This window comes from Comamonas sp. GCA5, from assembly GCF_036541385.1.
Taxonomy (GTDB): domain Bacteria; phylum Pseudomonadota; class Gammaproteobacteria; order Burkholderiales; family Burkholderiaceae_C; genus Comamonas; species Comamonas aquatica.
In genome coordinates this window covers 1-24,865 of sequence record NZ_JAZHFR010000054.1, presented here as the reverse complement: position 1 = coordinate 24,865, position 24,865 = coordinate 1, and the positions used below count along the sequence as shown (strand labels likewise).

Here is a 24,865-nt window from a genome sequence, read left to right as displayed (position 1 = left end):
GCGCCACAGCGCCGAGCTCAAGCAGCAGATCCTGGCCGAGTGCGCCCAGCCCGGTGCATCGGTGGCCAGCGTGGCGCTCTCGCACGGCATCAACGCCAACGTCGTGCACAAATGGCGCCGACTGGCCCATGCCCCCAGCACAGATATGCAAGTTCCCACCTTCGTGCCGGTGACGCTGCCTGCGCCCAGCTGTGCGCCGGCCCCAGACATCCGCATCGAGTTGCGCCGTGGCGCTACCAGCATCTCGCTGACCTGGCCGGTCTGCGCGGCCGAGCACTGCGCGGCCTGGATGCGGGACCTGCTCAAGTGATCCGCATCGACGCCCTGTGGCTGGCTACCGAGCCGCTGGACATGCGTGCCGGCACAGACACCGCGCTGGCCCGTGTGGTGGCCGTCTTCGGTGCTGCGCGTCCGCATCACGCCTACCTGTTTGCCAACCGGAGAGCCAGCCGCATGAAGGTGTTGGTGCACGACGGCATTGGGGTGTGGCTGGCGGCGCGGCGCCTGAACAGCGGCAAGTTCGTCTGGCCGCGTGACGGTGCGTTGACCACCACGCTCAGCCGCTCGCAGTTCGACGCTCTGGTGCTCGGGTTGCCTTGGCAGCGCCTGGGCGATGGTGGCCTCATCACCGTGCTCTGAATCTGATCGCTGACATGCGGCCTGCCAATCGGTGCATGTGCCAATGGCGTGGCGTTACCGGCGCTGGCACAGTCATGCCCATGGTCGTAGAGCCGCAATCCCTGGATAGTCTGAGTCCCGAGCAATTGCGCTCGGCGCTGCTGTCCATGCTGCAAGCCGCTGCTGCCAAGGACCAGGAGCTTGCCTTCAAGCAGACCCTCATCGACAAGCTCACGCACGAGAACGCGCTCTTGAAGCGCATGAAGTTCGCCGCCCAATCAGAGCGCTTCAGCCCTGAGCAGAAGAGCCTGCTCGACGACGAGATCGAAGCGGACCTGGCGGCCGTGGCCAGCGAGATCGACGCGCTGGCGCAGACGCAAGCACCGGCCACCCCCGAGAAGAGACAGGCCAAGCGGATGCCCTTGCCGGCGCACCTGCCACGCCGCGAGATCCGCCACGAACCCACGTCCACCACGTGCGCGTGTGGCTGCCAGATGAAACGCGTGGGCGAGGACGTGGCCGAGAAGCTGGACTATGTGCCCGGCGTCTTCAGTGTCGAGCGCCACATCCGCGGCAAGTGGGCCTGCGCCCGGTGCGAGACCATTCAACAAGCGCCGGTCGAGGCGCACGTCATCGACAAAGGTATCCCCACCACCGGCCTGCTGGCCCAGGTGCTGGTGGGCAAGTACGCCGATCACCTGCCGCTGTACCGGCAGGAGGCGATCTTCGGCCGCGCTGGCCTGGCCATCCCTCGCTCGACCCTGGCGCAGTGGGTGGGCACCTGCGGGGTGCGGCTGCAGCCGCTGGTCGATGCCCTGAAGACCGAGATCCTCAGCCACCGGGTGCTACACGCCGATGAGACGCCGGTGGCCATGCTCAAGCCCGGCGATGGCAAGACGCACCGCGCCTACCTCTGGGCCTATGCGCCGGGGGCCTTCGAGAGCATCAAGGCTGTGGTCTACGACTTCTGCGAATCCCGCTCGGGCGAACACGCCCGGCGCTTCCTGGGCCACGGCACCGACAAGGCCTGGAAGGGCTGCCTGACCTGCGACGACTTCAGCGGCTACAAGGCCTTGATCGCCAGCGGCGTGACCGAGGTGGGCTGTCTGGCCCATGCCCGGCGCAAGTTCTTCGACCTGCACGCGGCCAACCAGAGCCAGATCGCCGAGTTCGCCCTGCAGCAGTTCGCCCGGGTCTATGAGATCGAGCGGGACGTCAAAGAGCTGGACACCGAGCAACGGCAAGCCGTTCGGCAGCAGCAGACCCGGCCGATCCTGGACGCTCTTAAAGAGTGGATGACGCTGCAACGGCGCCAGGTGCCCGACGGATCAGCAACCGCCAAGGCGCTGGACTACAGCCTGCGGCGCTGGGATGCGCTGACCCGATTCGTGGATGACGGACAACTGCCGGTCGACAACAACTGGATCGAGAACCAGATCCGGCCCATTGCCATCGGTCGTAACAACTGGCTGTTTGCCGGCAGCCTGCGTGCGGGCCAGCGAGCGGCCGCCGTCATGAGCCTGATCCAGTCGGCCCGTATGAACGGGCACGACCCGTATGCCTACCTCAAGGACGTGCTCACGCGACTGCCCACGCACAAGGCCAGCCGCATCGTCGAGCTCCTGCCACACCGCTGGAAACCCGCCGACGCCTGATCACCGGCCTCGGTAGGCCTGGGTTTGCCGGACGCTTACGGTAGAAGTCATGATGTTTTCCTTTGGTTGTCTTTAAGCTAGGCGTCCCCGTATCGGTGGGGCATGCGTATGCCCAAGAGGAAAACAAAAAACCCCTGCAAGGCGAACCCTGCAGAGGCGTTTGTGGTGCTGTGGTGATAGGCGGATGCTCAGATGGTCTCTGTGGCTGCATCCCTTATGGATATGACCGATGCTCGGCTGATGCCGTTGTCCCGCGCCACCTGAGACACGGAGACCCCCTCATTCAGCCGTGCTCTGATGGCGTGGCGCTGCTCTTCAGTGGTCTTGGTGGGTCTGCCTAGCTGCTTGCCTTCAGCCTTGGCGCGTGCAAGGCCCGCCTGTGTGCGCTCGACCAGTAAGTCCCGCTCCATCTCAGCGACTGCCGCCAAGACACGCACGGTCACCTTGCCTGCCGCGCTGGTGAGGTCAACGTCTCCCAGTGCATTGACCTTCACCCTGATAGAGCGCTCCTCCAAGGTCTTGAGCGTCTGCAGTACGTCAATCATGTCTCGGCCTAGGCGGTCGAGCTTGGAGACCAGCAGGAGGTCGCCAGCCTCCATGCGTTCAAGGAGCTTGGAGAACTGGGGGCGCTCCTTGGCTGGCACCTTGCCTGAGATGGTGTCGGAGAACCAGCGCTGCGCCTGCAGCTCATGGCCCAGACTCTCCAGCTCTTGGCGTTGGTTCTCTGTCGTCTGGTCTGCTGTACTTACTCGGCCATAGCCGTACACCCGTGCGCTCATGCATTCACTCCTGTTAACAATGGGTGTCAGTATGTCACTGGTGTAGAAAAGTCGCAACCCTATTTATTCAACATGCTTTCGCTGGTGCCTGAAGGGGTGTTGGAAACCGAACGATTTCTGGCATCCAACTCCCGCTCACCTTCTGACTGGCGTTCAAGAACCTCACTCAAAGTAACCGCTACATAGTAGACAAATGAAATTGCTTGCAATGCCTTCACCTCAGTTCCGTAGTCGCATGACTCCCCATGAAGAACTTGGTGTCTATTAAGCTTGTCGAAATCTCGTGGTCTACCTTTACCGCTTTTAAGGTCTTGACTAAGCCGTATAGCTGTCCTGTCAAAAAAAGGAGCCAGCATTGCTTTTGTAAGTGGGTTTAGTGCGTCAGATAGTTTTTCGAAGTGATGCGTAGCCCCTTTAGGTTTTTGAAAGAAGTGTTCCCGCAAGATTTCGGCACAAATCCCATCAGACTGAGCCAAGAAAGTAGGCACTGACACAAAAAACAATGCTTGTCGATGTGCATCAAATGCTTGCCTAAAAATCTCCGCTCTTTTCGGATAAAGACCGATTAGTTCTCGCTCAATGCTTTGAAGCCTATTTGAAAAGTGCTCAACCAGCCTTGCGTCAGCCTCTTGCTTTCGCCCATCAAAATACATCTGGGCAAGCTCCGCAGGCGCACTGAAAGACATTTCTTTCCAGTCCAAGTACCAACCTTCATTTGCCAAGCAAATTAAAGCCTTTTGCATCACCTCTGGCATACACCGGGCTGTCTCGATAACACGAGCCAGCATTGGCGCATATTCCTTAATCAGATTAGCCACAACATCTGCTTCAGCCCCAAGTAGTACACCAAGCTCGGTGATAGATTGGTCTACCGCTACTCTGTCGCTCTCTGCTTGAGACTGTTCTTTAGTCATCCCTACCCCTTATTTTGCTAACCCAACGGTTTGAACTTTGCAACATACATCAGGGATGTATTAGCGCTCAAGAGGCCAACAGCAACAACAACAACAGCAACGCCTCCAGGCTATTCTCCCGAAAAAACACAAAAGATATAGGGCAACAGCGCCCTCCAAATTCAAGACAGCGAAGGGGGGGCACGGGGGTAAGGCACAGCACACACCCAACATAAAAGCCGCTCAGAAATTTCGCAAAAAACAGTCCACCCCTTGGTAGACTGCAACCCTATTCCGCGTGCCACTTCAGTGTGTCACTTTGGTCTAAAAAGGGATGACAGGCCCCCTCGCATGGGGAAGCAGCCAACCGGGTCAGGTGGGGAACCAAGCAGCCCTAACTGTGAAACCAGTGCCGAGGTAAGGCTTGTCAACTTCGCTTACGACTCCGCTTGCTTGACAAGAGGCCTTGCTCCGAAGCGCACCACTCCCCAACACCAGAGCATCCTTACGAGATTGCGCCGCACAGCGCGCCGTCTCGGGCAGTTTTGCGCCTGCATGGTTCTGAATGTAGCCGGAAATGCCCTGCCAATCCGGCTCCACGGCACCGCGACCGCACTGCGGCACGGCCCGTGGCCTCACAGCGCCAGCGCACGGTCGCCTCCTACTCCATCAAAAAAAAGAGCTGATCGCGCAAGGAATAAGCCAATTTGCACAACAAACACAGTGTAAATATCGAATCCACGAGCACCAACAGCTCTCTTTTTTATTTACTCCGCCAAGTAGCGCTGGATACCGCGCGCCGCCCGCACGCCCGTTGCAAAGCAGGCGGTCAGCAGGTAGCCACCGGTGGGCGCCTCCCAGTCGATCATTTCGCCGGCGCAGAACACGCCGGGCAGCGCCTGGCACATCAGGTCCTCGGACAAGGCCGCCCAGGCCACGCCGCCGGCCGTGCTGATGGCTTCATCCATCGGGCGCGCCGCCACCACGGTGATGGGCAGCGCCTTGATGGCATGGGCCAGGCGCACGGGATCGTGCATGTCTTCCTTGGACAGCAACTCGTACAGCAAGGCGGCCTTGACGCCATCCAGGCCCAGCCGCCCCTTCAAGTGGCTGGACAGGCTGCGCGAGCCGCGCGGGTGGCGCACCTGCTCCAGCACCTTGTCCGCGCTGAAGGCGGGCAGCAGATCGAGCTGGAACGTGGCGGCGCCATGGCGTTCGATTTCGTCGCGCAGCAGGTGCGAGACGGCATAGACCAGGCTGCCTTCCACCCCGGTGGCCGTGGCCACAAACTCGCCGCGGCGATCGAAGCTGCGCCCCAAGCTGTCGGTGAAGCGGATGGCCACCGACTTCAGCGGCGCACCGGCAAAGCGCTGGCGGAAGTGCTCGCTCCATCCCGGCGTGTTCGCGGACGGCTGCCCCAGCAGCTCCTGCAGGAAAGCGCGGCGGGTTTCGTCCAGCGGCAGCGGCGCCGCCGTGCGTCCCACATCAAAACCACAGTTGGCCGACTTCAGAGCGTGCACCTGCACACCCTGCGCCTGCAGCAGGGGCACCCAGGCGCCATCCGATCCCAGGCGCGCCCAGCTGCCGCCCCCCAGGGCCAGCAAGGTGGCCCGGGCCTGGACCGGCTGCACGCCGTCGGGCGTGTCCATCACTAGGGTCTGCTCGGCACCCCAGCCCTTCCACAGGCGGCGCATGTGGAACACCACGCCCTGGGCACGCAAACGCGTCAGCCAGGCGCGCAGCAAGGGGGCGGCCTTCATGTCGGTCGGGAAAACGCGGCCCGACGTACCCACAAACGTCCCGATGCCCAGCCCCTCGGCCCAGGCACGCAGCTGGTCGGCGCCAAAGTCCTGCAGCAGCGGCTGCAGCAGGGGCTGCGCATCGCCATAGCGCTCCACAAAGCGCTCGAAGGCCTCGGCATGCGTCAGGTTCAAGCCACCCTTGCCCGCCAGCAGGAACTTGCGCCCCACCGAGGCCTTGCCGTCAAACACATGCACCTTGGCCCCCTGGGCCGACAACAGCTGCGCCGCCATCAGCCCTGCAGGGCCCGCCCCCACAATCGCGACATCGCAGTTCAAAACCGGCAGCATGGCGGCAGCTGACATAGGCATCCTTCTTTCTTCTCATCACCGGCGCGCAGCGCCAAAGGGCAGGCAGCATAACGCCATGGGGAAGACCTGGGGTCGCCCCAGCCATCCGCAGATTGCCTGCCGCTATGGCTTTCATAGGCGTTTTAGCCAGCCATGCTGCACGTCCGGACATTCGTTTCTGTCACAATTATTGGCAGCATTTTTCTCTGCGTACGCCCGTGCGCAACTGCCCCAACACTCACAACAAGGAACAACTCCATGGCAAGCGAACTCATCAAGCATGTCACTGACGCCAGCTTTGAATCGGACGTGCTGCAACCCGGCAGCACCGTGCTGGTGGACTACTGGGCCGAATGGTGCGGCCCCTGCAAGATGATTGCCCCGATCCTCGACGACGTGGCCAAGAACTACGAAGGCAAGATCACAGTCGCCAAGATGAACGTGGACGAAAACCGCGAAGTGCCCGCCAAGTTCGGCATTCGCGGCATCCCCACGCTGATGATCTTCAAGAACGGCGAGCTGGTGGCCACCAAGGTCGGCGCCCTGGCCAAGCCTCAGCTGACGGCGTTCATCGACCAGCACGTCGCCTGATAAGCGCCTTTGCGCAGCCGTACGCACGGCTGCGCGCCCCGCGTGCAGGCCCGTGTCACCCTGCCGCGCGTCCCACTTGTGCGAATGCATGACACAAACTCGTGTGCAGTTCGCTTTCTTTTCCTGTCATAATCAAAACCTGATCACGGCCCAGAGCATTGGCGGCCGTTTCCGATCATCCAGGCAAGCCATCGACGTACTGCGCTCTTCGCCGATTACTCTGGCATTCGCCACCTCCCCAGATTTCTTTGAACTCCGCCAAGGAGTAACTCCAGATGCACCTTAACGAACTCAAGGCACTGCACGTGTCTGAAGTCTTGAAGCAGGCCGAAGCGCTTGAGATTGAAAACGTCGGCCGCATGCGCAAGCAGGAACTGATGTTCGCCATCATCAAGAAGCGCGCCAAAGCTGGCGAACAAGTGTTCGCAGACGGCGTGCTGGAAATCCTGCCCGACGGATTTGGCTTCCTGCGCAGCCCGGACACCAGCTACACGGCCAGCACCGACGACATTTACATCTCGCCCAGCCAGGTGCGCCGCTTCAACCTGCACACCGGTGACATGATCGAAGGTGAAGTGCGCACGCCCAAGGATGGCGAGCGCTACTTTGCACTGACCAAGCTGGACAAGGTCAACGGCAACTCGCCCGAGTCGAACAAGCACAAGGTGATGTTCGAGAACCTCACGCCCCTGTTCCCCAAGGAACAGATGAAGCTGGAGCGCGAGCTCAAGAGCGAAGAGAACATTACCGGCCGCATCATCGACATCATTGCCCCGATTGGCCGTGGCCAGCGCGCACTGATCGTGGCCCCGCCCAAGAGCGGCAAGACGATGATGATGCAGCACATCGCCCACGCCATCACGGCCAACAACCCCGATGTGCACCTGATGGTGCTGCTGGTGGACGAGCGCCCCGAGGAAGTGACGGAAATGCAGCGCTCGGTCAAGGGCGAAATCATTGCCTCGACCTTCGACGAACCCGCCACCCGCCACGTGCACGTGGCAGAGATGGTGATCGAGCGCGCCAAGCGCCTGGTCGAACTGAAGAAGGACGTGGTGATCCTGCTGGACTCCATCACCCGCCTGGCCCGCGCCTACAACAACGTCGTACCCTCGTCGGGCAAGGTGCTGTCGGGTGGCGTGGACTCCAACGCCCTGCACCGCCCCAAGCGCTTCTTCGGCGCGGCCCGCAACGTGGAAGAAGGCGGTTCGCTGACCATCATCGCCACCGCGCTGGTCGATACCGGCTCGCGCATGGACGAGGTGATCTTTGAAGAGTTCAAGGGCACCGGCAACAGCGAAATCCACCTCAGCCGCCGCCTCTACGAAAAGCGCGTGTTCCCGGCGATCGAGCTGTCCAAGAGCGGCACCCGCCGCGAAGAACTGCTGCTGCCACCCGAAGTGCTGCAAAAGACACGCATCCTGCGCCAGTTCATGTACAACATGGACGAGATTGAGTCCATGGAAATGGTCCTCAAGAGCATGAAGGCCACGAAGAACAACAGCGAATTCTTCGACATGATGCGCCGCGGCGGCTGATACGCGCAGCCGCTGAGCACAAACATCGCCCTTCAGGTTATACTGAGGGGCTTTTTCTTGCGGTAAGTATGTGGGATGCATTTTCGAAACAGGGGTTGTTTCGGGTCCGACACGGCTGCCGCAGTTGACTAAAGGAAGATCATGAAAGAAGGCATTCACCCCAATTACCGCGAAGTTCTGTTCGTTGACCTGTCCAACGGCTTCAAGTTCGTGACACGTTCCTGCGCCAACACCAAGGAAACAGAGACCTTCGAAGGCAAGGAATATCCTCTGTTCAAGCTGGACACCTCCTCGGAATCGCACCCTTTCTACACCGGCACCCAAAAGTCGGTGGACAACATGGGTGGCCGTGTGGAGCGTTTCCGCAACCGCTTCGGCAAGAAGTAATCTTTTACTTCCCCTGCCAAAAGGCAGCCTGGGCAACCGGGCTGCCTTTTTTCTTTGCACGCACCATGACTGCGCGCCTGCAGCAGTCGTGGCATGCTTGGGCACCCAAGTGACCGCACCGATTCATCGCCCCTGACCCGGGGGCGCCGTTTTTTCGCTTTCCATGAACCCACCCTCGCCCGCCATCGTTGCCCAGAATGCCGTTCGCAGCCTCCCGCGCTGGATCATGCTGCTGCTGTGTGCCGCCTACGTGCTGGCCGGCTTTGTGGGCCGCGAGCCCTGGCGTGACGTGGACATGGCGGCCTTTGGCTACATGCAGACCCTGGCGCACGGCGAGGCGTCGTGGACCCTGCCCCTGCTCGATGGCCTGCGCCCGGACGCCCCCGGCCTGCTGCAATACTGGCTGGGCGCTGTGGCCTTGAAGCTGCTGCCAGCCGGCATGCCGGCGGACCTGGTGGTGCGCCTGCCCTTCATGCTGCTGCTGGGTCTGGCCTTGCTGTGCACCTGGCAGGCCGTCTTCAGCCTGGCGCGCACGCCCGGAGCGCAGCCCGTGGCCTTCGCGTTTGGCGGTGAGGCCTCGCCCACCGACTATGCGCGCGCCCTCGCCGATGGGGGCCTGCTGGCCTTGCTGGCCTGCCTGGGGCTGGCCCAGCTGGCGCACGAGACCAGCCACACCCTGGTGCAGTTGAGTGCCGTGTGCGCCGTTTTCTTCGCCGCTGCCGCCATGGCCTGGCAACCCAAACTGGCCGCCGTGGCGGCCCTGCTGGGCCTGCTGGCGATGGCCCTCGGAGGGGCACCCGCCATGGCCATGCTGCTGGGCGCAGGCGCCATCACCGTGGCCCTGTCGACCAGCCAGCCCAGGCTGCCTCACCGCTACAGCTGGGCCGCGTGGTGGCTGCTGTGCATGGCGATTGCAGCGCTCAGCGCCTGGATGCTGGGGCAATGGGGCTACCGCCTGATCAACCCCTGGCAGCAGGGGAAGGACTGGCAGAGCACGGTGCGCATGCTGATGTGGTTCAGCTGGCCCGCCTGGCTGCTGGCCGTGTGGGCCTTGTGGCGCTGGCGCCTGCAATTGCGCCAGCCGGCGCGCCACCCCCACCTGGCCTGGCCGCTGTGGCTGTGGGCCGTGGCCCTGTTCTGCACCATCTTCACCCTGGAAGGTGACCGGGCGCTGATCCTGAGCCTGCCCGCCGTGGCTGCGCTGGCGGCCTTCGCACTGCCCACGTTCAAGCGCAGCCTGGGCGCCCTGATCGACTGGCTCACGCTGTTCTTCTTCACCATCTCTGCCATCACCATCTGGGTGGTCTGGATCTCCGTGCAGACCGGCTTCCCGGCCAAGCCTGCAGAGAACGTGCAGCGCCTGGCCGTCGGCTTTGAACCGAGCTTTGCCCTGTTCCCCTTCTGCGTCGCTGTGGTCGCGACCATCGCCTGGCTGCTGCTGGTGACCTGGCGCACCCGCCGCCACCGCGCCGCCATCTGGAAGAGCCTGGCCGTCCCCGCCGGGGGTACTGTGCTGGGCTGGGTGCTGCTGATGACGCTGTGGCTGCCCATGCTGGACTATGCCCGCAGCTACGCGCCGCACGTGGCGGCCGTGGCCCACTGGGTGCCCCGCGACGTGCAGTGTGTGAGCACGCTGGGCTTCAGCCAAGCGCAGGCAGCGGCCTTCCGCTTCCACACCAACTGGCACCTGGAGCGTGGCTTGCCACGTGCCACCACCGCAGGCTGCCAGTGGCTGGTGGCCACGCCGGCGGCGTGGTCGGCCATCGACACCGCCCCGGCCGCGCAGTGGGAACTGGTGCAAGCCGTCGCCCGCCCGACCGATCGCAAGGACCACCTGCTGGTACTGCGCCAGCGTCCTTGAAGCGAGGCTGCCATGCGTGAACTTGCCACCATTGCGCGGCATGCGGGCACCGTGCTGGCCGGACAGCTGGCGGTCATGGCGTTTGGTGTCACCGACACCATCGTCGCCGGCCGCTACTCTTCCGAGGCACTGGCCGCGCTGTCCGTGGCCTCGGCCGTGTTTGTCAGCGTCTACGTCTCGCTGATGGGCGTGCTGCAGGCACTGCTGCCGATCTGGGCCGAACAGCATGGTCGCGGCGACACCACCGCCATCGGCACGTCCTTCCGCCAGTCGCTGTACCTGGCGCTCGGCTTCACGCTGCTGGGCATGCTGGTGCTGGTCTTTCCCGACCCCATCCTGGCCTGGACCGAAGTGCCCGCCACCATGCAGGCCGATGTGCGCGCCTACCTCATCATCGTCGGCTGGGCTCTGCCTTCGGCGATGTTCTTTCGCCTCTACACCACCCTCAACCAGGCGCTGGGCCATCCCCAGCTGGTGACCTGGCTGCAGGTTGGCGCCCTGGTGCTGAAAGTGCCACTGTCCATCTGGTTCACCTTTGGCGGCTGGGGCATTGAGGCGCAGGGTGCGGCCGGCTGCGCCTGGGCCACGCTGCTGGTGGACTACGCGATTGCCGTGATTGCCGTGGTGCTGATGCGCCGGCAGGCCCTGTATGCCGCGCTGCAGCTGTGGCAGCGCATGGAAGCGCCCGACTGGGCCCGATTGGCAGCTTTCCTGCGCCTGGGTGTGCCGGCCGGCCTGTCCATCCTGGTGGAGGTCACCTCCTTCACGCTGGTGGCCCTGTTCGTGGCGCGCCAGGGCGCGCTGGCAGCCGCCAGCCACCAGATCGCAGCCAATCTGGCGGCCGTGTGCTACATGGTGCCGCTGTCCCTGGGGATTGCCATCAGCGCCCGCGTCAGCTGGTGGCGCGGCACGGGCAACGAGGCCCAGGCGCAGCGGCTGGCCTGGCTGGGGCTGCGCATCGCCCTGGTCAGCGGCGCGCTGCTGTCGGGCAGCCTGCTGCTGCTGCGCCACCACCTGCCGCAGGTGTACACCGCCGACCCGGCGGTGATCGCCCTGACGGCCACGCTGCTGGCCTGGGTGGCGCTGTACCACGCCGCCGACAGCCTGCAGTGCGTGTGCATTTTCCTGATGCGCTGCTGGCGCGTGACCGTGGCGCCGCTGGTGGTATATTGCAGCCTACTGTGGGGCGGAGGCCTGGGCGGCGGCTACTGGCTGGCTTACAAAAATGAAGCAACCAGCGCTTATTGGTCCATGAATCCAACACCGTTTTGGATTGGAAGTGCCTCTGCACTTGCGCTGGTAGCTATTATTTTCATTTACCTGCTGTACCGGGTGCTGCGCGCCCACAAGTAAAAAAGCGGCCCGCAGGCCGCTTTCCATCCCGCCGCCAGCAGTTGGCGGACGGCCAGCTCACTTGGGCAGGCGTTCCGGTTCGGCATGCACGCGGCCGCTGTGGCGCAGGCGGTGGGCCGGGAACACGGCGCTGAAGGTTGCGCCGGCCCCCAGCTGGCTGTGGATTTCCAGCTTGGCGCCATGGCGCTGCAGCGCATGCTTGACGATGGCCAGCCCCAGGCCGGTGCCACCGGTGTCGCGTGAGCGGCTGCGGTCCACGCGGTAAAAGCGCTCCGTCAGGCGGCCGATGTGGGCCGGGTCAATCCCGGGGCCGGAGTCCTTGACCGAAAAGCGCGCGCCGCCGTCCAGCAGCCCCTCCCAGCGCACCTCCACACTGCCCCCGGCCGGGTGTAGCGCAGCGCATTGCTGATGAGGTTGGAGAAGGCGCTGATCAGCTCGGCCTGCACCCCGGCAATCTCCCAGTCCATGGCCGGGGCCTCGGGCTCGGGAAAGCTCAGGGCGTGGCCCACATCCGCGCCCTTGGTCAGCAGCTTGGACAGGGCATGGGCCTCCACCGCGCACTGGCGCAGCATCTGACCGACCGGGAACCAGTCGTTGTAGGTCGGCGGGGGGCTGCCCTCCAGGCGCGACAGCGTCAGCAGGTCCTGCACCAGGTTCTGCATGCGGCCCGCCTGCTGGGCCATCAGCGCCAGGTAGTGCTTGTGCTCCTCGGGCGACAGGTCCAGCGTCTGCAGGGTTTCCACAAAACCCACCAGCACCGTCAAGGGCGTGCGGATTTCGTGCGAGACGTTGGCCACGAAGTCGCGGCGCATGGCCTCGGCCTGCTCCAGCGCCGTGATGTCGCGCGCCAGCAGCAGGTGCCGCCCCACCCCGTACGGGTAGATGTGCACCGACAGCATGACGGGCCGCGAGGGCGAGCTGTCGCGCCCTGCCATCAGCACGGGGTAGGTAAAGTCCTGGTGCGCCCAGTAGCTGCTGAAGGCCGGGTCGCGCACCAGGTTTCCAATCGACTGCTGGATGTCGCGCTGGGCATCAAAGCCGAAATGGCGCTCGGCCATGCGGTTGCACCACTCGATGTGGCCTTCGGCGTCCATCAGCACCAGCCCATTGGGGCTGGCCTGCAGGGCCGCCAGAATGTCCTGCACGCGCTGCTCGGCGGCGGCGGCGGCCTGCTCGCGCGTGCGCACGGCGCGGCGGACGTAGGTGGCCACCATGCTCCAGACGCCCTTGAGCGCCGGGAACGCCGCCAGCTCTCCGGCCATCAGCCACTGGCGCAGCCGATCAATCTGCCAGTGGTCCCATAGCATCCACAGCCAGGTGGCCAGCAAAGCGCCCGCCAGGGCGGCCCAGGGCCCCCACAGCCAGCCCGCCGTGCCTGCCAGCACGGCCTGCAGCACCAGCACTTCCATCCAACGCCATGCCAACATCACAGGTCCTTAGGCCGACTGGCGCGCCGACAAACGATAGCCCGCGCCGCGCACGGTTTCCACCAAGCCACCGGCGTCCCCCAGGGCCTCGCGCAGGCGCTTGATGTGCACATCGACCGTGCGCTCCTCGATGAACACATGGTCGCCCCACACCTTGTCCAGCAACTGGGCGCGGCTGTGCACGCGCTCGGGGTTGTGCATCAGGTGGTTGAGCAGCTTGAACTCCGTGGGGCCCAGCTTCAGCGGCTGTTCCCGGAAGCTCACGCGGTGGGTTTCCCCGTCCAGCACCAGCTCGCCCACCTGCACGCGTTCGCCCGCCTGCTCGGGCGTGCGACGGCGCAGCACGGCGCGGATGCGCGCCAACAGCTCCTGCGTGGAAAACGGCTTGGTGATGTAGTCGTCCGCACCGGCATCCAGCCCGGCGATCTTGTCGGGCTCGTCCCCGCGGGCCGTCAGCATCAGGATGGGCACATGCTTGCTGCGGGGGTCGGCCCGCCACTTGCGCGCCAGGTTCAGGCCGCTGGAGCCACCGGGCAGCATCCAGTCCAGCAAGATGACATCGGGCAGGGCCGCATCCAGTTCGCGCTGGGCACTCACGCCGTCTTCGGCCCACAACGGTGCAAAGCCGTTGTGGCGCAGATTCACGGCAATCAGCTCGGCAATGGCTGGCTCGTCTTCGACGATCAGTACTTGCGGCAGTTTCTTCATGCTTGTTTACCTGAGCTTGTTTAACGCACGGTGGACTCGATCACCGCCATGGACTGGTGGCGAATGTCCTTGCCTTCCACCAGATAGATGATGAGTTCGGCCACATTCTTGGAATGGTCGCCAATGCGTTCGATCGCCTTGGCCAGGAACAGCAGGTCCAGGCTGGGCGAGATGGTGCGCGGGTCTTCCATCATGTAGGTGACCAGTTTGCGCACGAAGCCATCAAACTCGTTGTCGATCAGGTCATCTTCCTTCAGGATGGCCAGGGCCGCCTTGGTGTCCAGCCGCGCCAGTGCATCCAGGGCCTTGCGCAGCAGGCCCGAGGCCATCTCGGCGGCCACGCGCAGCTCGCTGGTGGGCAGGGTGCGGGCCGCGCCGCTCTCGATGATGGACTTGACCATGCGCGCCATCTTGTGCGCCTCGTCGCCCATGCGCTCCAGGTTGGCAGTGACCTTGGAAAAGGCCATCAGCATGCGCAGGTCGCGCGCCGTGGGCTGGCGGCGGCCGATGATGGAGGACAGCTCGTAGTCGATCTCCACCTCCATGGCATTCACGCGCTCTTCCAGCGCGGCGACCTGTTCCACGGCCTCCAGGTTGAACTGGGTCAGGGCAAAGATGGCCTGGCTGATCTGGCGCTCCACGATCCCGCCCAGCTCCATCACCCGAGTGGAAATACGATTGAGTTCGCTGTCGAACTGGGTCGACAAGTGCTTGTCTGGCATGTCTCTGTCTCCTCTGGGGTCAGCCGAATCGGCCAGTGATGTAGTCTTCGGTTTCGCGGCGCTGGGGCTTGAAGAACATTTGTTCGGTCTCGCCGAACTCCACCAGATCGCCCAGGTACATGTAGGCGGTGTAGTCGCTGCAACGCGCAGCCTGTTGCATGTTGTGCGTGACGATGACCACGGTGTAGTCGTCCTTGAGTTCGGCGATCAGCTCTTCCACCTTGGCGGTGGAAATCGGGTCCAGCGCCGAGCAGGGCTCGTCCAGCAAGAGCACCTCGGGCTTGATGGCGATGCCGCGCGCAATGCACAGGCGCTGCTGCTGGCCGCCGGACAGGCTGGCGCCGCTTTGGTGCAGCTTGTCCTTGACCTCGGTCCACAGTGCCGCCTTGCGCAAGGCCCACTCCACGCGCTCGTCCATGTCGGCCGCATCCAGGCTTTCGAACAGCTTCACGCCGAACGCGATGTTGTCATAGATGGACATGGGAAATGGCGTGGGCTTCTGGAACACCATGCCGACCTTGGCGCGGATCAGCGCTACGTCCTGCTTGCTGGTCAGCAGGTTCTCGCCGTCCAGCAAGATCTGGCCTTCGGCACGCTGCTCGGGGTACAGCTCATACATGCGGTTGAACGTGCGCAGCAGCGTGGACTTGCCGCAGCCCGAAGGGCCGATGAAGGCCGTGACCTTCTTTTCCGGAATTTCCAGGTTGATGTTCTTGAGTGCGTGGAACTTGCCGTAGTAGAAGTTCAGGTCACGCACCGACAGCTTGGCGCGACCCGCGATCGGCGCAATGGCCGGGGCCATCAGAGGGGTTGTAGACATCGTGAAATCCTTACGGTTTTATTTCTGGCGCGTGAGCACGCGGGCCAGGATATTCAGGCCCAACACGGCCAAGGTGATCAGGAAAACGCCGGCCCATGCCAACTGCTGCCAGTTTTCATAGGGGCTCATGGCAAACTTGAAGATGGTCACGGGCAGGCTGGCCATGGGCTTGGACAGATCGCCGTTCCAGAACTGGTTGTTCAGCGCCGTGAACAGCAGCGGCGCGGTCTCGCCCGCAATGCGCGCCACCGCCAGCAACACGCCGGTGATGACCCCGGCCCGCGCGGCGCGCAGCGTGATGGCGCTGATCACCTTCCACTTGGGCGTGCCCAGGGCATAGGCCGCTTCACGCAGCGCCGACGGCACCAGGGTGAGCATGTTCTCGGTGGTACGGATCACCACCGGAATCACGATCAGCGCCAGCGCCACGATGCCGGCATAGGCCGAGAAGCTGCGGAACTTGGCCACCACCACGGCATACACGAACAGGCCGATCACGATGGAGGGCGCCGACAGCAGGATGTCGTTCACAAAGCGCGTGGTGCTGGCCAGCCAGCTGCGCTTGTCGTATTCGGCCAGGTAGACCCCGGCCATCACCCCGATGGGGGTGCCCACGCCCGTGGCCAGCGCCACCATGACGAAGGAACCGAAGATGGCGTTGGCCAGGCCCCCGGCCTCGTTGGGCGGCGGCGTCATCTCGGAGAACAGCGTCAGGCTCAGCCCGCCCAGACCCAGGCGGATGGTTTCCCACAGGATCCAGATCAGCCAGAACACGCCAAAGGCCATGGCGCCCAGGGACAGCCCCAGGGCGATCTGGTTCACGCGCTTGCGCACCGCATAGCGGGCCTGGCGCTCGGCGGTCTTTTGCTCCGCGGCGATCAATTTTTGGCTGGAGGAACTCATGTGCGTGCCCCTTCATTCTTTTGCAGGCGGTTGAGCAGCATCTTCGACAGCGCCAGCACGATGAAGGTGATGAAGAACAGGGCCAGGCCCAGGTAGATCAGCGAAGCCTGGTGCAGGCCCTCACCGGCTTCGGCGAACTCGTTGGCCAGGGCCGAGGTGATGCTGTTGGCCGCCTCGAACATGGACACCGAATTGAGCTGGTTCATGTTGCCGATCACGAAGGTCACGGCCATGGTCTCACCCAGCGCACGGCCCAGACCCAGCATGACGCCGCCCAGCACACCGGCCTTGGTATAGGGCAGCACCACCTTCCAGACCACCTCCCAGGTGGTGGAGCCCAGACCGTAGGCCGACTCCTTGAGCAGCGCGGGGGTCACCTCGAACACATCGCGCATCACCGAAGCGATGAAGGGGATGATCATGATGGCCAGGATGATGCCGGCCGACAGGATGCCAATGCCCACGGGCGGGCCGGACACCAGCGCGCCCAGGTAGGGCACGCCGTCAAACAGTGCCTGCAGCGGCTGTTGCACATAGGTGGCCAGCACCGGGCCGAACACCATCAAACCCCACATGCCGTAGACGATGGAAGGCACGGCGGCCAGCAGCTCGATGGCCGTGCCCAGAGGGCGCTTGAGCCAGTTGGGGGCCAGTTCGGTCAGGAACAGGGCAATCCCGAAGCTCACGGGCACAGCGATGATCAGCGCAATCAGCGAAGTCATCAAGGTGCCATAAATCATGACCAGACCACCGTACTGGTCCTGCACGGGGTCCCATTCGGTGCGGGTGAAAAAGCCCAGGCCGTATTCGCTGATGGCCGGCCAGGCGCCCACCAGCAGCGACCCCATGATGGCCAGCAACAGGCCCAGCGTGAGCAGGGCCGCACCCTTGGCCAACCAGGCGAACAAACGGTCTGCAAAGCTGGAGGGCAGCCATGCGTTCTTGCGTGGAGCTGGCGACGGCTGGGCGATCGACCGGGGGCGGTCCGCCGACTCGGCAGCTGCGGAAGACATGATGGAGGACACGGGGGTCACCTCTTTACAAAAAACAAGACCTGCCAGACGCAAGGACTGCGTCCGGCAGGAAGCGACTGTTCAAGTCAGCCGTTTACTTCCAAGCCACAGGCTTGCCGGAAGCATCCTTGATCTCACCCCAGGCCTTGAACACTTGCGTCTTCACCGAGTCGGGCATGGGCACATAGTCCAGACCGCTGGCGGTGGCGTCGCCGCTCTTGTAGGCCCAGTCGAAGAACTTCAGGGCGGTGGCAGCCTGGGCGGGCTTGTCCTGGCTCTTGTGCATCAGGATGAAGGTGGCGCTGGTGATGGGCCATGCGTCCTTGCCAGGCTGGTTGGTCAGGATCTGGTAGAAGCTCTTGCTCCAGTCCGCGCCCGCAGCAGCGGCCTTGAAGGACGCTTCGTTGGGGGCCACGAAGTTGCCTTCGCTGTTTTGCAGCTGGGCGAACACCAGGTTGTTTTGCTTGACGTACGCGTATTCCACGTAGCCAATGGAGTTGGCCAGGCGACCCACGAACGCGGCCACGCCTTCGTTGCCCTTGCCACCGGCACCTGTGGGCCAGTTCACAGCCTTGCCCTCGCCCACTTTGTCCTTCCACTCGGCATTCACCTTACTCAGGTAGTTGGTGAAACCGAAGGTGGTGCCAGAGCCATCGGCGCGGCGCACGGGGGAGATCTTGGCATCGGGCAGGGGCACGCCAGGGTTCAGGGCCACGATGGCGGGGTCGTTCCAGTTGCTAATCTTGCCCAGGTAGATGTCACCCAGGATCTGGCCGCTCAGCTTCAGCTGGCCGGGCTTCAGGCCCTTGATGTTGACCACGGGCACGATGCCACCGATCACGGTGGGGAACTGCACCAGGCCCTTGGCCTGCAGATCTGCATCCTTCAGGGGTTCGTCCGAAGCGCCGAAGTCCACGGTCTTGGCTTCGATCTGCTTCAGGCCGGCGCTGGAGCCCACGGACTGGTAGTTGATCTTCACACCGGTGGCCTTGTTGTAGTCGGCCGCCCACTTGGAGTACAGGGGTGCGGGGAAGCTGGCGCCGGCACCGGTGGATTCTTGTGCAGCAGCCACGTTGAGCAAACCGCCCGATACCAGGGCACCGGTCACCAAAACACGCATCATGGACATTTTCATGTAAGCACCTCTCTAGGTTGCAGAACAAGGTTGAAGAAAACTCGATGACGTGAATGTAAGAATCCTTTGTGACATGTCTGTGACATGCATAAATTTATGTCCGCCGGCTCAAAAACCACAACGCAGGGTTTAAAAAACCCGTCACAGTCGCGTCACATCCGCGCCCTAGCATGCCAGCCCTGCTGCATGCTTGGACATGTCTCCCCCCTTCGTCCCACCCTTCATGACTGCTAAGCTGCACCCTTTGCGCCGCCAGCTGACATCTCCCTTATGAACAACGCGATTGCACTTGCCGCCGTAGATCTTGGCTCCAACAGTTTCCGCCTGGAAATCGGCAGCTACGAACACCTCCAGATCCACCGCCTGGAGTACCTGAAGGAAACCGTGCGCCAGGGCAATGGCCTGGACAGCAATCGCAACCTGACGCAAGAGTCCATGGAGCGCGGCTGGGCCTGCCTGGCGCGCTTTGGCGAACGCCTGCGGGGGTTCGACCCGCAGCGCGTGCGCGCCGTGGCCACGCAGACCCTGCGCGAGGCCCGCAACCGCGATGAATTCATCGACAAGGGCAGCGAGCTGCTGGGCTTTCCGATCGAAATCATCACCGGTGAGGAAGAAGCCGCGCTGATCTACCGCGGCGTGGTCAGCCAGCTGCCGGCCACGGACGAACGCCGCCTGGTGATCGACATCGGCGGGCGCTCCACCGAATTCGTGCTCGGTCAAGGCAGCGTGGCCCAGTCCGTGGCCTCCTACCGCATCGGCAGCGTGGCCTGGACCTCGCGCTACTTCCCCTCCGGCGCGATCACGGCCGAAGCCTTCCAGACGGCCGAAATCGCTGCCCGTGCCGTGCTGGACGAGGCCCTGGACACCTTCCGCCCCGGCAGCTGGGACGTGGCCTACGCCTCCGCCGGCACGGCCAACGCGGTGGGCGAAACCCTGGCCGCGAATGGCCAGGGCCAGGGCGTCATCACCCGCGCCGGGCTGGACTGGCTGCAGCAGCAACTGCTGCGCGCCCAGCACCTGGACCGCGTCAAGCTGGAAGGCCTGAAGGAAGACCGCCGCCCCGTGGTGGCCGGCGGCCTGGCGGTGCTGCGCGCCGTGTTCGACCTGCTGGGCCTGGAAAGCATGCAGGTGGCCCAGGGCGCGCTGCGCCTGGGGGTGCTGTATGGCCTGGTGGACGATGAGCAGATCGGCGACATCCACACCGCCAGCGTGCTGGGGCTGATGCAACGCTTTGGCGTCAACAGCGTGCACGCGCGCCACGTGGCCGAAACGGCGCAACAGCTGTGGCTGCAGCTGCACCCCGGCGAGGCCCATGCCCCGGCCAGCCTGGCCTGGGCCGGCCTGCTGCACGAGGTGGGCTGCCGCATCTCGCGCAGCAACTACCACCGCCACAGCGCCTACATCCTGGAGCACAGCAACGCCCCGGGCTTCACCCCAGCCGAGCTGGAGCACCTGGGCCAGCTGGTGCTGGGCCACCGCGGCAAGATCAAGAAGATGGAAGCCTTCATGCACCGCCCGGACCACGCGCTGCAACTGCTGTGCCTGCGCCTGGCCACGGTGCTGTGCAACTCGCGCCGCGCACCCGACCTGCACGGTGTGGAACTGCAGCGCGATGGCCAGCAATTGCGGCTGCAGACGCCTGCGGGCTGGGCCCAACGCTTCCCGCTCAGCGCCCAGCTGCTGCGCGAAGAGGCCGAAGCCATCAGCAAGAGCGACTGGCAGTTGCTGCTGCAACTGGACTGAAACAGGAGCTGGCAGCGCTTGCCAAACAAGGCTTTGCAATGCTTTTCAACAAGAAAACATTGCACAGCAAGCGCCAACAGCTATGGTTTTGCAAGCCACACCAAAAAACGGATGCCTGGGCATCCGTTTTTTGTTGCAGGCCACCGTGCAGCCAGAGGCCTGACCATGCCAGCGTCAGGCGCCGTACAGCTGCATCAAGGCGGTCTGTGCACCATGGCCGGTCTGCGGGTGCGCTGCCGGCAGGTAGCTGCCATCGGGCTGCTGGATCCACGCGTCGCGGTCGTCGTGCAGATAGGCCACCAGGCACTCGTCGATCACGCGCTGGCGCAGACGGGGCTCTGTCACCGGCCAGGCCAGTTCCACCCGGCGCGTCATGTTGCGGCGCATCCAGTCGGCGCTCGACAGCAGCAGGTGCTCGTGCTGCGTGCCCCAGGCGAAATAGAACACACGCGAGTGCTCCAGGAAGCGGCCGATGATGGAGCGCACGCGGATGTTGTCCGTCGCCCCCGGCACCTGCGGCGGCAGCATGCAGGCGCCGCGCACGATCAGATCGATCTGCACGCCGGCCTGCCCGGCCTCCACCAGCGCCTGGATCAGGACCTCGTCGGTCATGGCATTGCTCTTGATCACCACCCGCGCATATTCGCCCTTGAGGGCCGCCTTCTTGCACGAATCCAGGTGCGCCAGCATGGTCTGCTGCAGCATGAAGGGCGCCATCACCAGCTTGTTCAGCTGCGGGCGGGTGTTGGGGCTGGCCAGGTGGCGGAAGACCGCGTCCATGTCGGCCGTCAGCACCGGGTCGCAGGTCAGATAGCTCAGGTCGGTGTACAGGCGCGCCGTCTTGGGGTTGTAGTTGCCGGTGGACAGGTGGCCGTAGCGGCGCAGGCCCCGGCCCTCGCGGCGCGTGATCAACAGCATCTTGGCGTGGGTCTTGAGGCCCACCACGCCATACACCACCTGGGCGCCCACCGCTTCCAGCGCATCGGCCCAGTTGATGTTGGCCTCTTCGTCAAAGCGCGCCTTCAGCTCCACCACCGCCATCACTTCCTTGCCCAGGCGCACCGCCTTGTCCAGCAGGTCCATCAGCTCGGATTTGGCCCCGGTGCGGTAAATCGTCTGCTTGATCGCCACCACATCGGGGTCGTGCACGGCTTCGCGCAACAGCTCCAGCACGGCATCGAACTGCTCGAACGGCTGGTGGATCAGCACATCCTGCTTGCGCATCTGCGCCATGACCTTGGTTGTGGGCTTGAGCTGGCACGGCCAGCTGGCCTGCCAGGGCTGGAACAGCATGCCGGGCGCGTTGACCAGGTCGATCAGCTCCGACAGGCGCACCAGGTTCACCGGCCCCGGCACACGGAACAGCGCCTGTGGCGGCAGGTCGAACTCCTGCAGCAGCGTGCCGGCCAGAAAATCCGAACAGCGATCGCTGACTTCCAGCCGCACCGCCTGGCCGAACTGGCGGTAGGCCAGCTCCTGGCGCAGCGCCGTGCGCAGGTCGTCCACCTCGTCCTCTTCCACCAGCAACTCGGTGTTGCGCGTCACGCGGAACTGCACCGCCTCGACCACCTCGCGGCCATCGAACAGCTCGGCCAGGTGGGCACGCACCATGCTGGACAGGCTGACAAACAAGCGCTGCTTGCCCGAAATGCTGGCGGGCAAGGCCATCAACCGCGGCAAGGCGCGCGGCAGTTTCACGATGGCCACCTCGTTGGCGCGGCCAAAGGCATCGCCGCCCTTGAGGCGCACCACCATGTTCAGGGATTTGTTGGCCACCTGCGGAAACGGGTGGGCCGGGTCCAGCGCCACGGGCACCAGCAAGGGCTTGACCGCCTGCAGGAAGTGCCGGTGCACCCACTTGCGCTGCGCGGCCGTGCGCTCGTGGTGGTGCACGATGCGGATCCCAGCCGCATGGAAGGCCGGCAGCAGGGATTGGTTGTACAGCGCGTACTGGCGGGCCACCAAATCCTGGGCCTTGCGCAACAGCTCCAGGCCATCGGCGGCGTTGTACACGCCTTGCGCCATGGTCTTGACGGCGACGATCTGCGGGGCCGCCCGCACCTCGAAAAACTCATCCAGATTGGACGAGACGATGCACAGATAGCGCAGGCGCTCCAGCAGCGGCACATCCTCGCGCCGCGCCCAGTCCATGACCCGTTCGTTGAACGCCAGAATGCAGTGGTCGCGTGGCAGCAGGGCCAAACCCGCCGTCGCAGCGGCTTCGCCCGCAGGGGCCACATCGTCAACCACGCCGGCTTCGGCTGCCTTGGGAACCTCGGCAGGCAGTGTCATGAATGCAGGAAGCGGGGCAATGGTCGATTCTGTTCTGGATGGCATGGAAACTCTTTGGCTACGCCAATTCAGTATCCGCAAGATGTGTGACGAAACCGTGACAGTCACATGACTGTTTGATGCACACCAAACACAGGCGGTTCTCCGGAAGGCACTGTGCTGATGGTAATCTGGCGGGCTGCGCGTTTCTCCCTGCCCCATGAAAGCTCCCCTGCTCGCCACCATTGACATCGGCTCGAACAGCATACTGCTGCTGATGGGCCGCATCGTCAACGGCAGGCTGCAGATCGAACACCAGCGCAAGGAAACCATCCGCCTGGGGGGCGCCCTGGACCCCAGCGGCAACCTGCAACCGCAGGCCCTGGAACGCGGCCTGGATTGCCTGCGCCGCTATGCCGGCCTGATGGCCCAGGTGGCGCCCGAACACCGCCGCGCCGTGGCCACCCAGACCCTGCGCGAAGCCCACAATCGCGACATCTTCCTGTTACAAGCCTGCACGATCCTGGGCTGTGCGGTGGAACTGATCTCTGGCGAGCGTGAGGCCACACTCATTTACCAGGGTGTCAGCAGCTTGCTGCCCGACAGTGCGGCGCCACGCCTAGTGATCGACATTGGCGGGCGCTCCACCGAGATCTGCATCGGTCGCCACCACACGCTGCAGGCGGCCATCTCCTGCCCCATCGGCAGCGTGGCCTGGGCCCAGCGCTTTTTCGACCAGGGCACTCTGGCCGCCTCCTGCTTTGAAGCCGCCCAGGCGGCGGCCCAGGCGACCCTGCAGCCCCATGTGGCGCCGTTGCAGGCGCTGCCCTGGCAGCAGGTGTTCGGTTCTTCCGGCACCGCAGGGGCGATTGGCAAGGCCCTGCACCAGATGGGCCACCCCGCTGGCGAAATCAGCCGCACCGCGCTGCACCAGCTGCGCGCGCAGTTGATACAGGCCGGGCACATCCAGCACCTGCCCCTGCCCGGCGTGCGCGAGGAACTGCGCCCGGTGATTGGCGGGGGCGTCAGCATCATGTGCGCCGTCTTCGATGCGCTGCAGCTGCAGCACATGCGGGTGGCCCAGGGGGCCTTGCGCCATGGCCTGATGTTCGAACTGCACAAATCCCTGCCACTTCACGCCTGAGCCATCTAGCCCGGGGCTTGGGAAAACGACTTTCAGGTTTCTACGGTTTGCAGGCTGCCATGCGGGTTGACCGCTACTGCCGCGGCCAGTTCGTGCTGCCCACTTGCAGGAATGCGCATCGAATCTGGGCTGCCCCACCCGGACATGGCGCAGGGCAATGCCGTCGCCCCGATTAACGCAGCAAGGCCAGATCGGCGGCGTGCAGCCACCGCCACTCGCCAGGCTGCATGCCAGCGGGCAGCTCCAGTCCGCCAATCTTCCAGCGGTGCAGGCCCTCCACCCGGTTGCCCACGGCGGCCAGCATGCGTTTGACCTGGTGGTATTTGCCTTCAGTCAGGGTCAAATCCAGCACCAGTTCCGACACTTGCACGCACGCGGCGGCCTTCACCGGCTTGGGGTCGTCATCGAGCACCACGCCCGCCAGCAACTTGTCCACCATCGCCTGCGTGATCGGGTGCTTGGTGGTCACGCGGTAAACCTTGGGCACATGCTTCTTGGGCGAGCTCATGCGGTGAATGAACTGCCCGTCATCGCTGAGCAGCAACAAGCCCGTCGTATCCTGGTCCAGGCGCCCCACGGCCTGCAGCCCCTGCACCGCGCCCTTGTTCGGGCGCTGGCGCAACGGTGCGGGCAGCAAGGTATAGATGCTGGGGTGGGCCGACGGTTTTTGCGAACACTCCGTGCCCTCGGGCTTGTACAGCAAGACATAGCCTTTCTCGTGGTATTCCCAGTCGACACCCTGAACCCGGAAACGCAGCCCTTCAGGCTCGTAGTCCGCCGTCGAATCCTTGATCTGCACAGGTTGCTCCGCCTCGGGGGTATAGACCTCCACCCAACCCTGCTGAATCAGGCCCGAGCACACACGGCGAATACCGAAACCTTGCGAATAAAGAATGTCCTGCAACTGCATTTACACCACCTTGGCCGCGGATGGCGGCATCAAAAACCAGAGCTGCTTGCGTATGAGCGCAGCCATTATCCAAATACTTTGATATCCCAAGCACCGTTTTGACGGCGCAGGCAGCTATCACGTTGATAATCAAGTCCCCCAAAAACAAAACCCCCTGCCTCGTTGGAGGTCAGGGGGTTTGTCGCTGTAAGAGCCTGGCGATGACCTACTTTCACACGGGAATCCGCACTATCATCGGCGCAAAGTCGTTTCACTGTCCTGTTCGGGATGGGAAGGAGTGGGGCCAACTTGCTATGGTCACCAG

At 63.9% G+C, this 24,865-nt stretch carries 21 protein-coding genes, 1 rRNA gene, 1 other RNA gene and 1 pseudogene; 11 read left to right on the top strand and 13 right to left on the bottom strand.

Features of this window, described 5'->3' with window-relative positions:
* The 3 genes from tnpA to tnpC all read left to right on the top strand — a co-directional run.
* On the top strand, positions 1–310 hold a 310-nt coding region (tnpA, locus tag SJH88_RS12935; RefSeq protein ID WP_274754714.1), incomplete at its 5' end, for an IS66-like element accessory protein TnpA.
* On the top strand, positions 307–639 hold the full coding sequence (gene tnpB / locus SJH88_RS12930) for an IS66 family insertion sequence element accessory protein TnpB (protein ID WP_015912732.1): 333 nt from the start codon (positions 307–309) through the stop codon (positions 637–639). The genes tnpA and tnpB, both read left to right, overlap by 4 nt.
* 74 nt (positions 640–713) lie before the next feature.
* A complete protein-coding gene (gene tnpC / locus SJH88_RS12925) occupies positions 714–2,273 on the top strand; it encodes an IS66 family transposase (RefSeq protein WP_406569267.1) in 1,560 nt (519 codons plus the stop codon).
* Between the two features lie 188 nt (positions 2,274–2,461).
* Here tnpC and SJH88_RS12920 read toward each other — a convergent pair whose 3' ends face one another.
* Both SJH88_RS12920 and SJH88_RS12915 read right to left on the bottom strand, forming a co-directional pair.
* Complete coding sequence (locus SJH88_RS12920; RefSeq protein WP_274754713.1) at positions 2,462–3,052, bottom strand: recombinase family protein; 591 nt, start codon at positions 3,050–3,052, stop codon at positions 2,462–2,464.
* 59 nt (positions 3,053–3,111) lie between these two features.
* Complete coding sequence (locus SJH88_RS12915) at positions 3,112–3,966, bottom strand: hypothetical protein (RefSeq protein WP_274754712.1); 855 nt, start codon at positions 3,964–3,966, stop codon at positions 3,112–3,114.
* 315 nt (positions 3,967–4,281) lie between these two features.
* Between SJH88_RS12915 and ffs the strand changes: the two genes are divergently transcribed.
* Positions 4,282–4,377, top strand: an RNA gene (ffs, locus tag SJH88_RS12910) — signal recognition particle sRNA small type.
* A 335-nt stretch (positions 4,378–4,712) separates the two neighbouring features.
* On the opposite strand, the gene SJH88_RS12905 is transcribed toward ffs, so the two are convergent.
* Positions 4,713–6,050, bottom strand: a complete 1,338-nt coding sequence (locus tag SJH88_RS12905) for a TIGR03862 family flavoprotein (protein WP_274754711.1) — start codon at positions 6,048–6,050, stop codon at positions 4,713–4,715.
* Between the two features lie 243 nt (positions 6,051–6,293).
* Here SJH88_RS12905 and trxA point away from each other — a divergent pair, with 243 nt between their 5' ends.
* From trxA to SJH88_RS12880, 5 genes are all read left to right on the top strand, one after another.
* Positions 6,294–6,626: a thioredoxin TrxA gene (gene trxA / locus SJH88_RS12900; RefSeq protein ID WP_043384947.1), complete on the top strand. Its 333-nt coding sequence runs from the start codon at positions 6,294–6,296 to the stop codon at positions 6,624–6,626.
* A 275-nt stretch (positions 6,627–6,901) separates the two neighbouring features.
* Complete coding sequence (gene rho, locus SJH88_RS12895) at positions 6,902–8,164, top strand: transcription termination factor Rho (protein WP_043384949.1); 1,263 nt, start codon at positions 6,902–6,904, stop codon at positions 8,162–8,164.
* Positions 8,165–8,305: 141 nt separating this feature from the next.
* Entirely contained in the window at positions 8,306–8,551 is a 246-nt protein-coding gene (locus tag SJH88_RS12890) for a type B 50S ribosomal protein L31 (protein ID WP_042419852.1), read from the top strand.
* Positions 8,552–8,714: 163 nt separating this feature from the next.
* Positions 8,715–10,412, top strand: coding sequence for a hypothetical protein (locus SJH88_RS12885; RefSeq protein ID WP_274754710.1), 1,698 nt, complete (start codon positions 8,715–8,717; stop codon positions 10,410–10,412).
* 12 nt (positions 10,413–10,424) lie between these two features.
* Positions 10,425–11,765, top strand: coding sequence for an MATE family efflux transporter (locus tag SJH88_RS12880; RefSeq protein ID WP_274754709.1), 1,341 nt, complete (start codon positions 10,425–10,427; stop codon positions 11,763–11,765).
* A gap of 57 nt (positions 11,766–11,822) precedes the next feature.
* Here the strand turns inward: SJH88_RS12880 and phoR are convergent.
* The 7 genes and pseudogenes from phoR to pstS all read right to left on the bottom strand — a co-directional run bounded on the left by phoR (position 11,823) and on the right by pstS (position 18,493).
* Positions 11,823–13,192 (bottom strand): annotated as a pseudogene (gene phoR, locus SJH88_RS12875) (phosphate regulon sensor histidine kinase PhoR).
* A gap of 9 nt (positions 13,193–13,201) precedes the next feature.
* Positions 13,202–13,900 (bottom strand): phosphate regulon transcriptional regulator PhoB, encoded by a 699-nt coding sequence (gene phoB, locus SJH88_RS12870; RefSeq protein WP_274754708.1) that lies wholly within the window; start codon positions 13,898–13,900, stop codon positions 13,202–13,204.
* A 20-nt stretch (positions 13,901–13,920) separates the two neighbouring features.
* Positions 13,921–14,622 carry a phosphate signaling complex protein PhoU gene (phoU, locus tag SJH88_RS12865; protein ID WP_042419860.1) on the bottom strand — a complete coding sequence of 234 codons (702 nt, stop codon included), beginning with the start codon at positions 14,620–14,622 and terminating at the stop codon, positions 13,921–13,923.
* A gap of 19 nt (positions 14,623–14,641) precedes the next feature.
* A complete protein-coding gene (gene pstB / locus SJH88_RS12860) occupies positions 14,642–15,442 on the bottom strand; it encodes a phosphate ABC transporter ATP-binding protein PstB (RefSeq protein WP_045267077.1) in 801 nt (266 codons plus the stop codon).
* Positions 15,443–15,460: 18 nt separating this feature from the next.
* Positions 15,461–16,345, bottom strand: coding sequence for a phosphate ABC transporter permease PstA (gene pstA / locus SJH88_RS12855; protein ID WP_042419867.1), 885 nt, complete (start codon positions 16,343–16,345; stop codon positions 15,461–15,463).
* Positions 16,342–17,358 (bottom strand): phosphate ABC transporter permease PstC, encoded by a 1,017-nt coding sequence (pstC, locus tag SJH88_RS12850; protein WP_225890751.1) that lies wholly within the window; start codon positions 17,356–17,358, stop codon positions 16,342–16,344. The genes pstA and pstC overlap by 4 nt, the downstream gene beginning before the upstream one ends.
* Positions 17,359–17,452: 94 nt before the next feature.
* Complete coding sequence (gene pstS, locus SJH88_RS12845) at positions 17,453–18,493, bottom strand: phosphate ABC transporter substrate-binding protein PstS (protein WP_274754707.1); 1,041 nt, start codon at positions 18,491–18,493, stop codon at positions 17,453–17,455.
* 270 nt (positions 18,494–18,763) lie between these two features.
* On the opposite strand from pstS, the gene SJH88_RS12840 reads away from it, so the two are divergent.
* On the top strand, positions 18,764–20,236 hold the full coding sequence (locus SJH88_RS12840; protein ID WP_260673815.1) for a Ppx/GppA phosphatase family protein: 1,473 nt from the start codon (positions 18,764–18,766) through the stop codon (positions 20,234–20,236).
* A gap of 174 nt (positions 20,237–20,410) precedes the next feature.
* On the opposite strand, the gene ppk1 is transcribed toward SJH88_RS12840, so the two are convergent.
* Entirely contained in the window at positions 20,411–22,528 is a 2,118-nt protein-coding gene (ppk1, locus tag SJH88_RS12835; RefSeq protein ID WP_274754706.1) for a polyphosphate kinase 1, read from the bottom strand.
* Between the two features lie 199 nt (positions 22,529–22,727).
* On the opposite strand from ppk1, the gene SJH88_RS12830 reads away from it, so the two are divergent.
* Positions 22,728–23,651, top strand: coding sequence for a Ppx/GppA family phosphatase (locus SJH88_RS12830; protein ID WP_274754705.1), 924 nt, complete (start codon positions 22,728–22,730; stop codon positions 23,649–23,651).
* A 172-nt stretch (positions 23,652–23,823) separates the two neighbouring features.
* Here SJH88_RS12830 and SJH88_RS12825 read toward each other — a convergent pair whose 3' ends face one another.
* Positions 23,824–24,561: a 16S rRNA pseudouridine(516) synthase gene (locus SJH88_RS12825; RefSeq protein WP_260673818.1), complete on the bottom strand. Its 738-nt coding sequence runs from the start codon at positions 24,559–24,561 to the stop codon at positions 23,824–23,826.
* 192 nt (positions 24,562–24,753) lie between these two features.
* A 5S ribosomal RNA gene (gene rrf, locus SJH88_RS12820) occupies positions 24,754–24,865 on the bottom strand.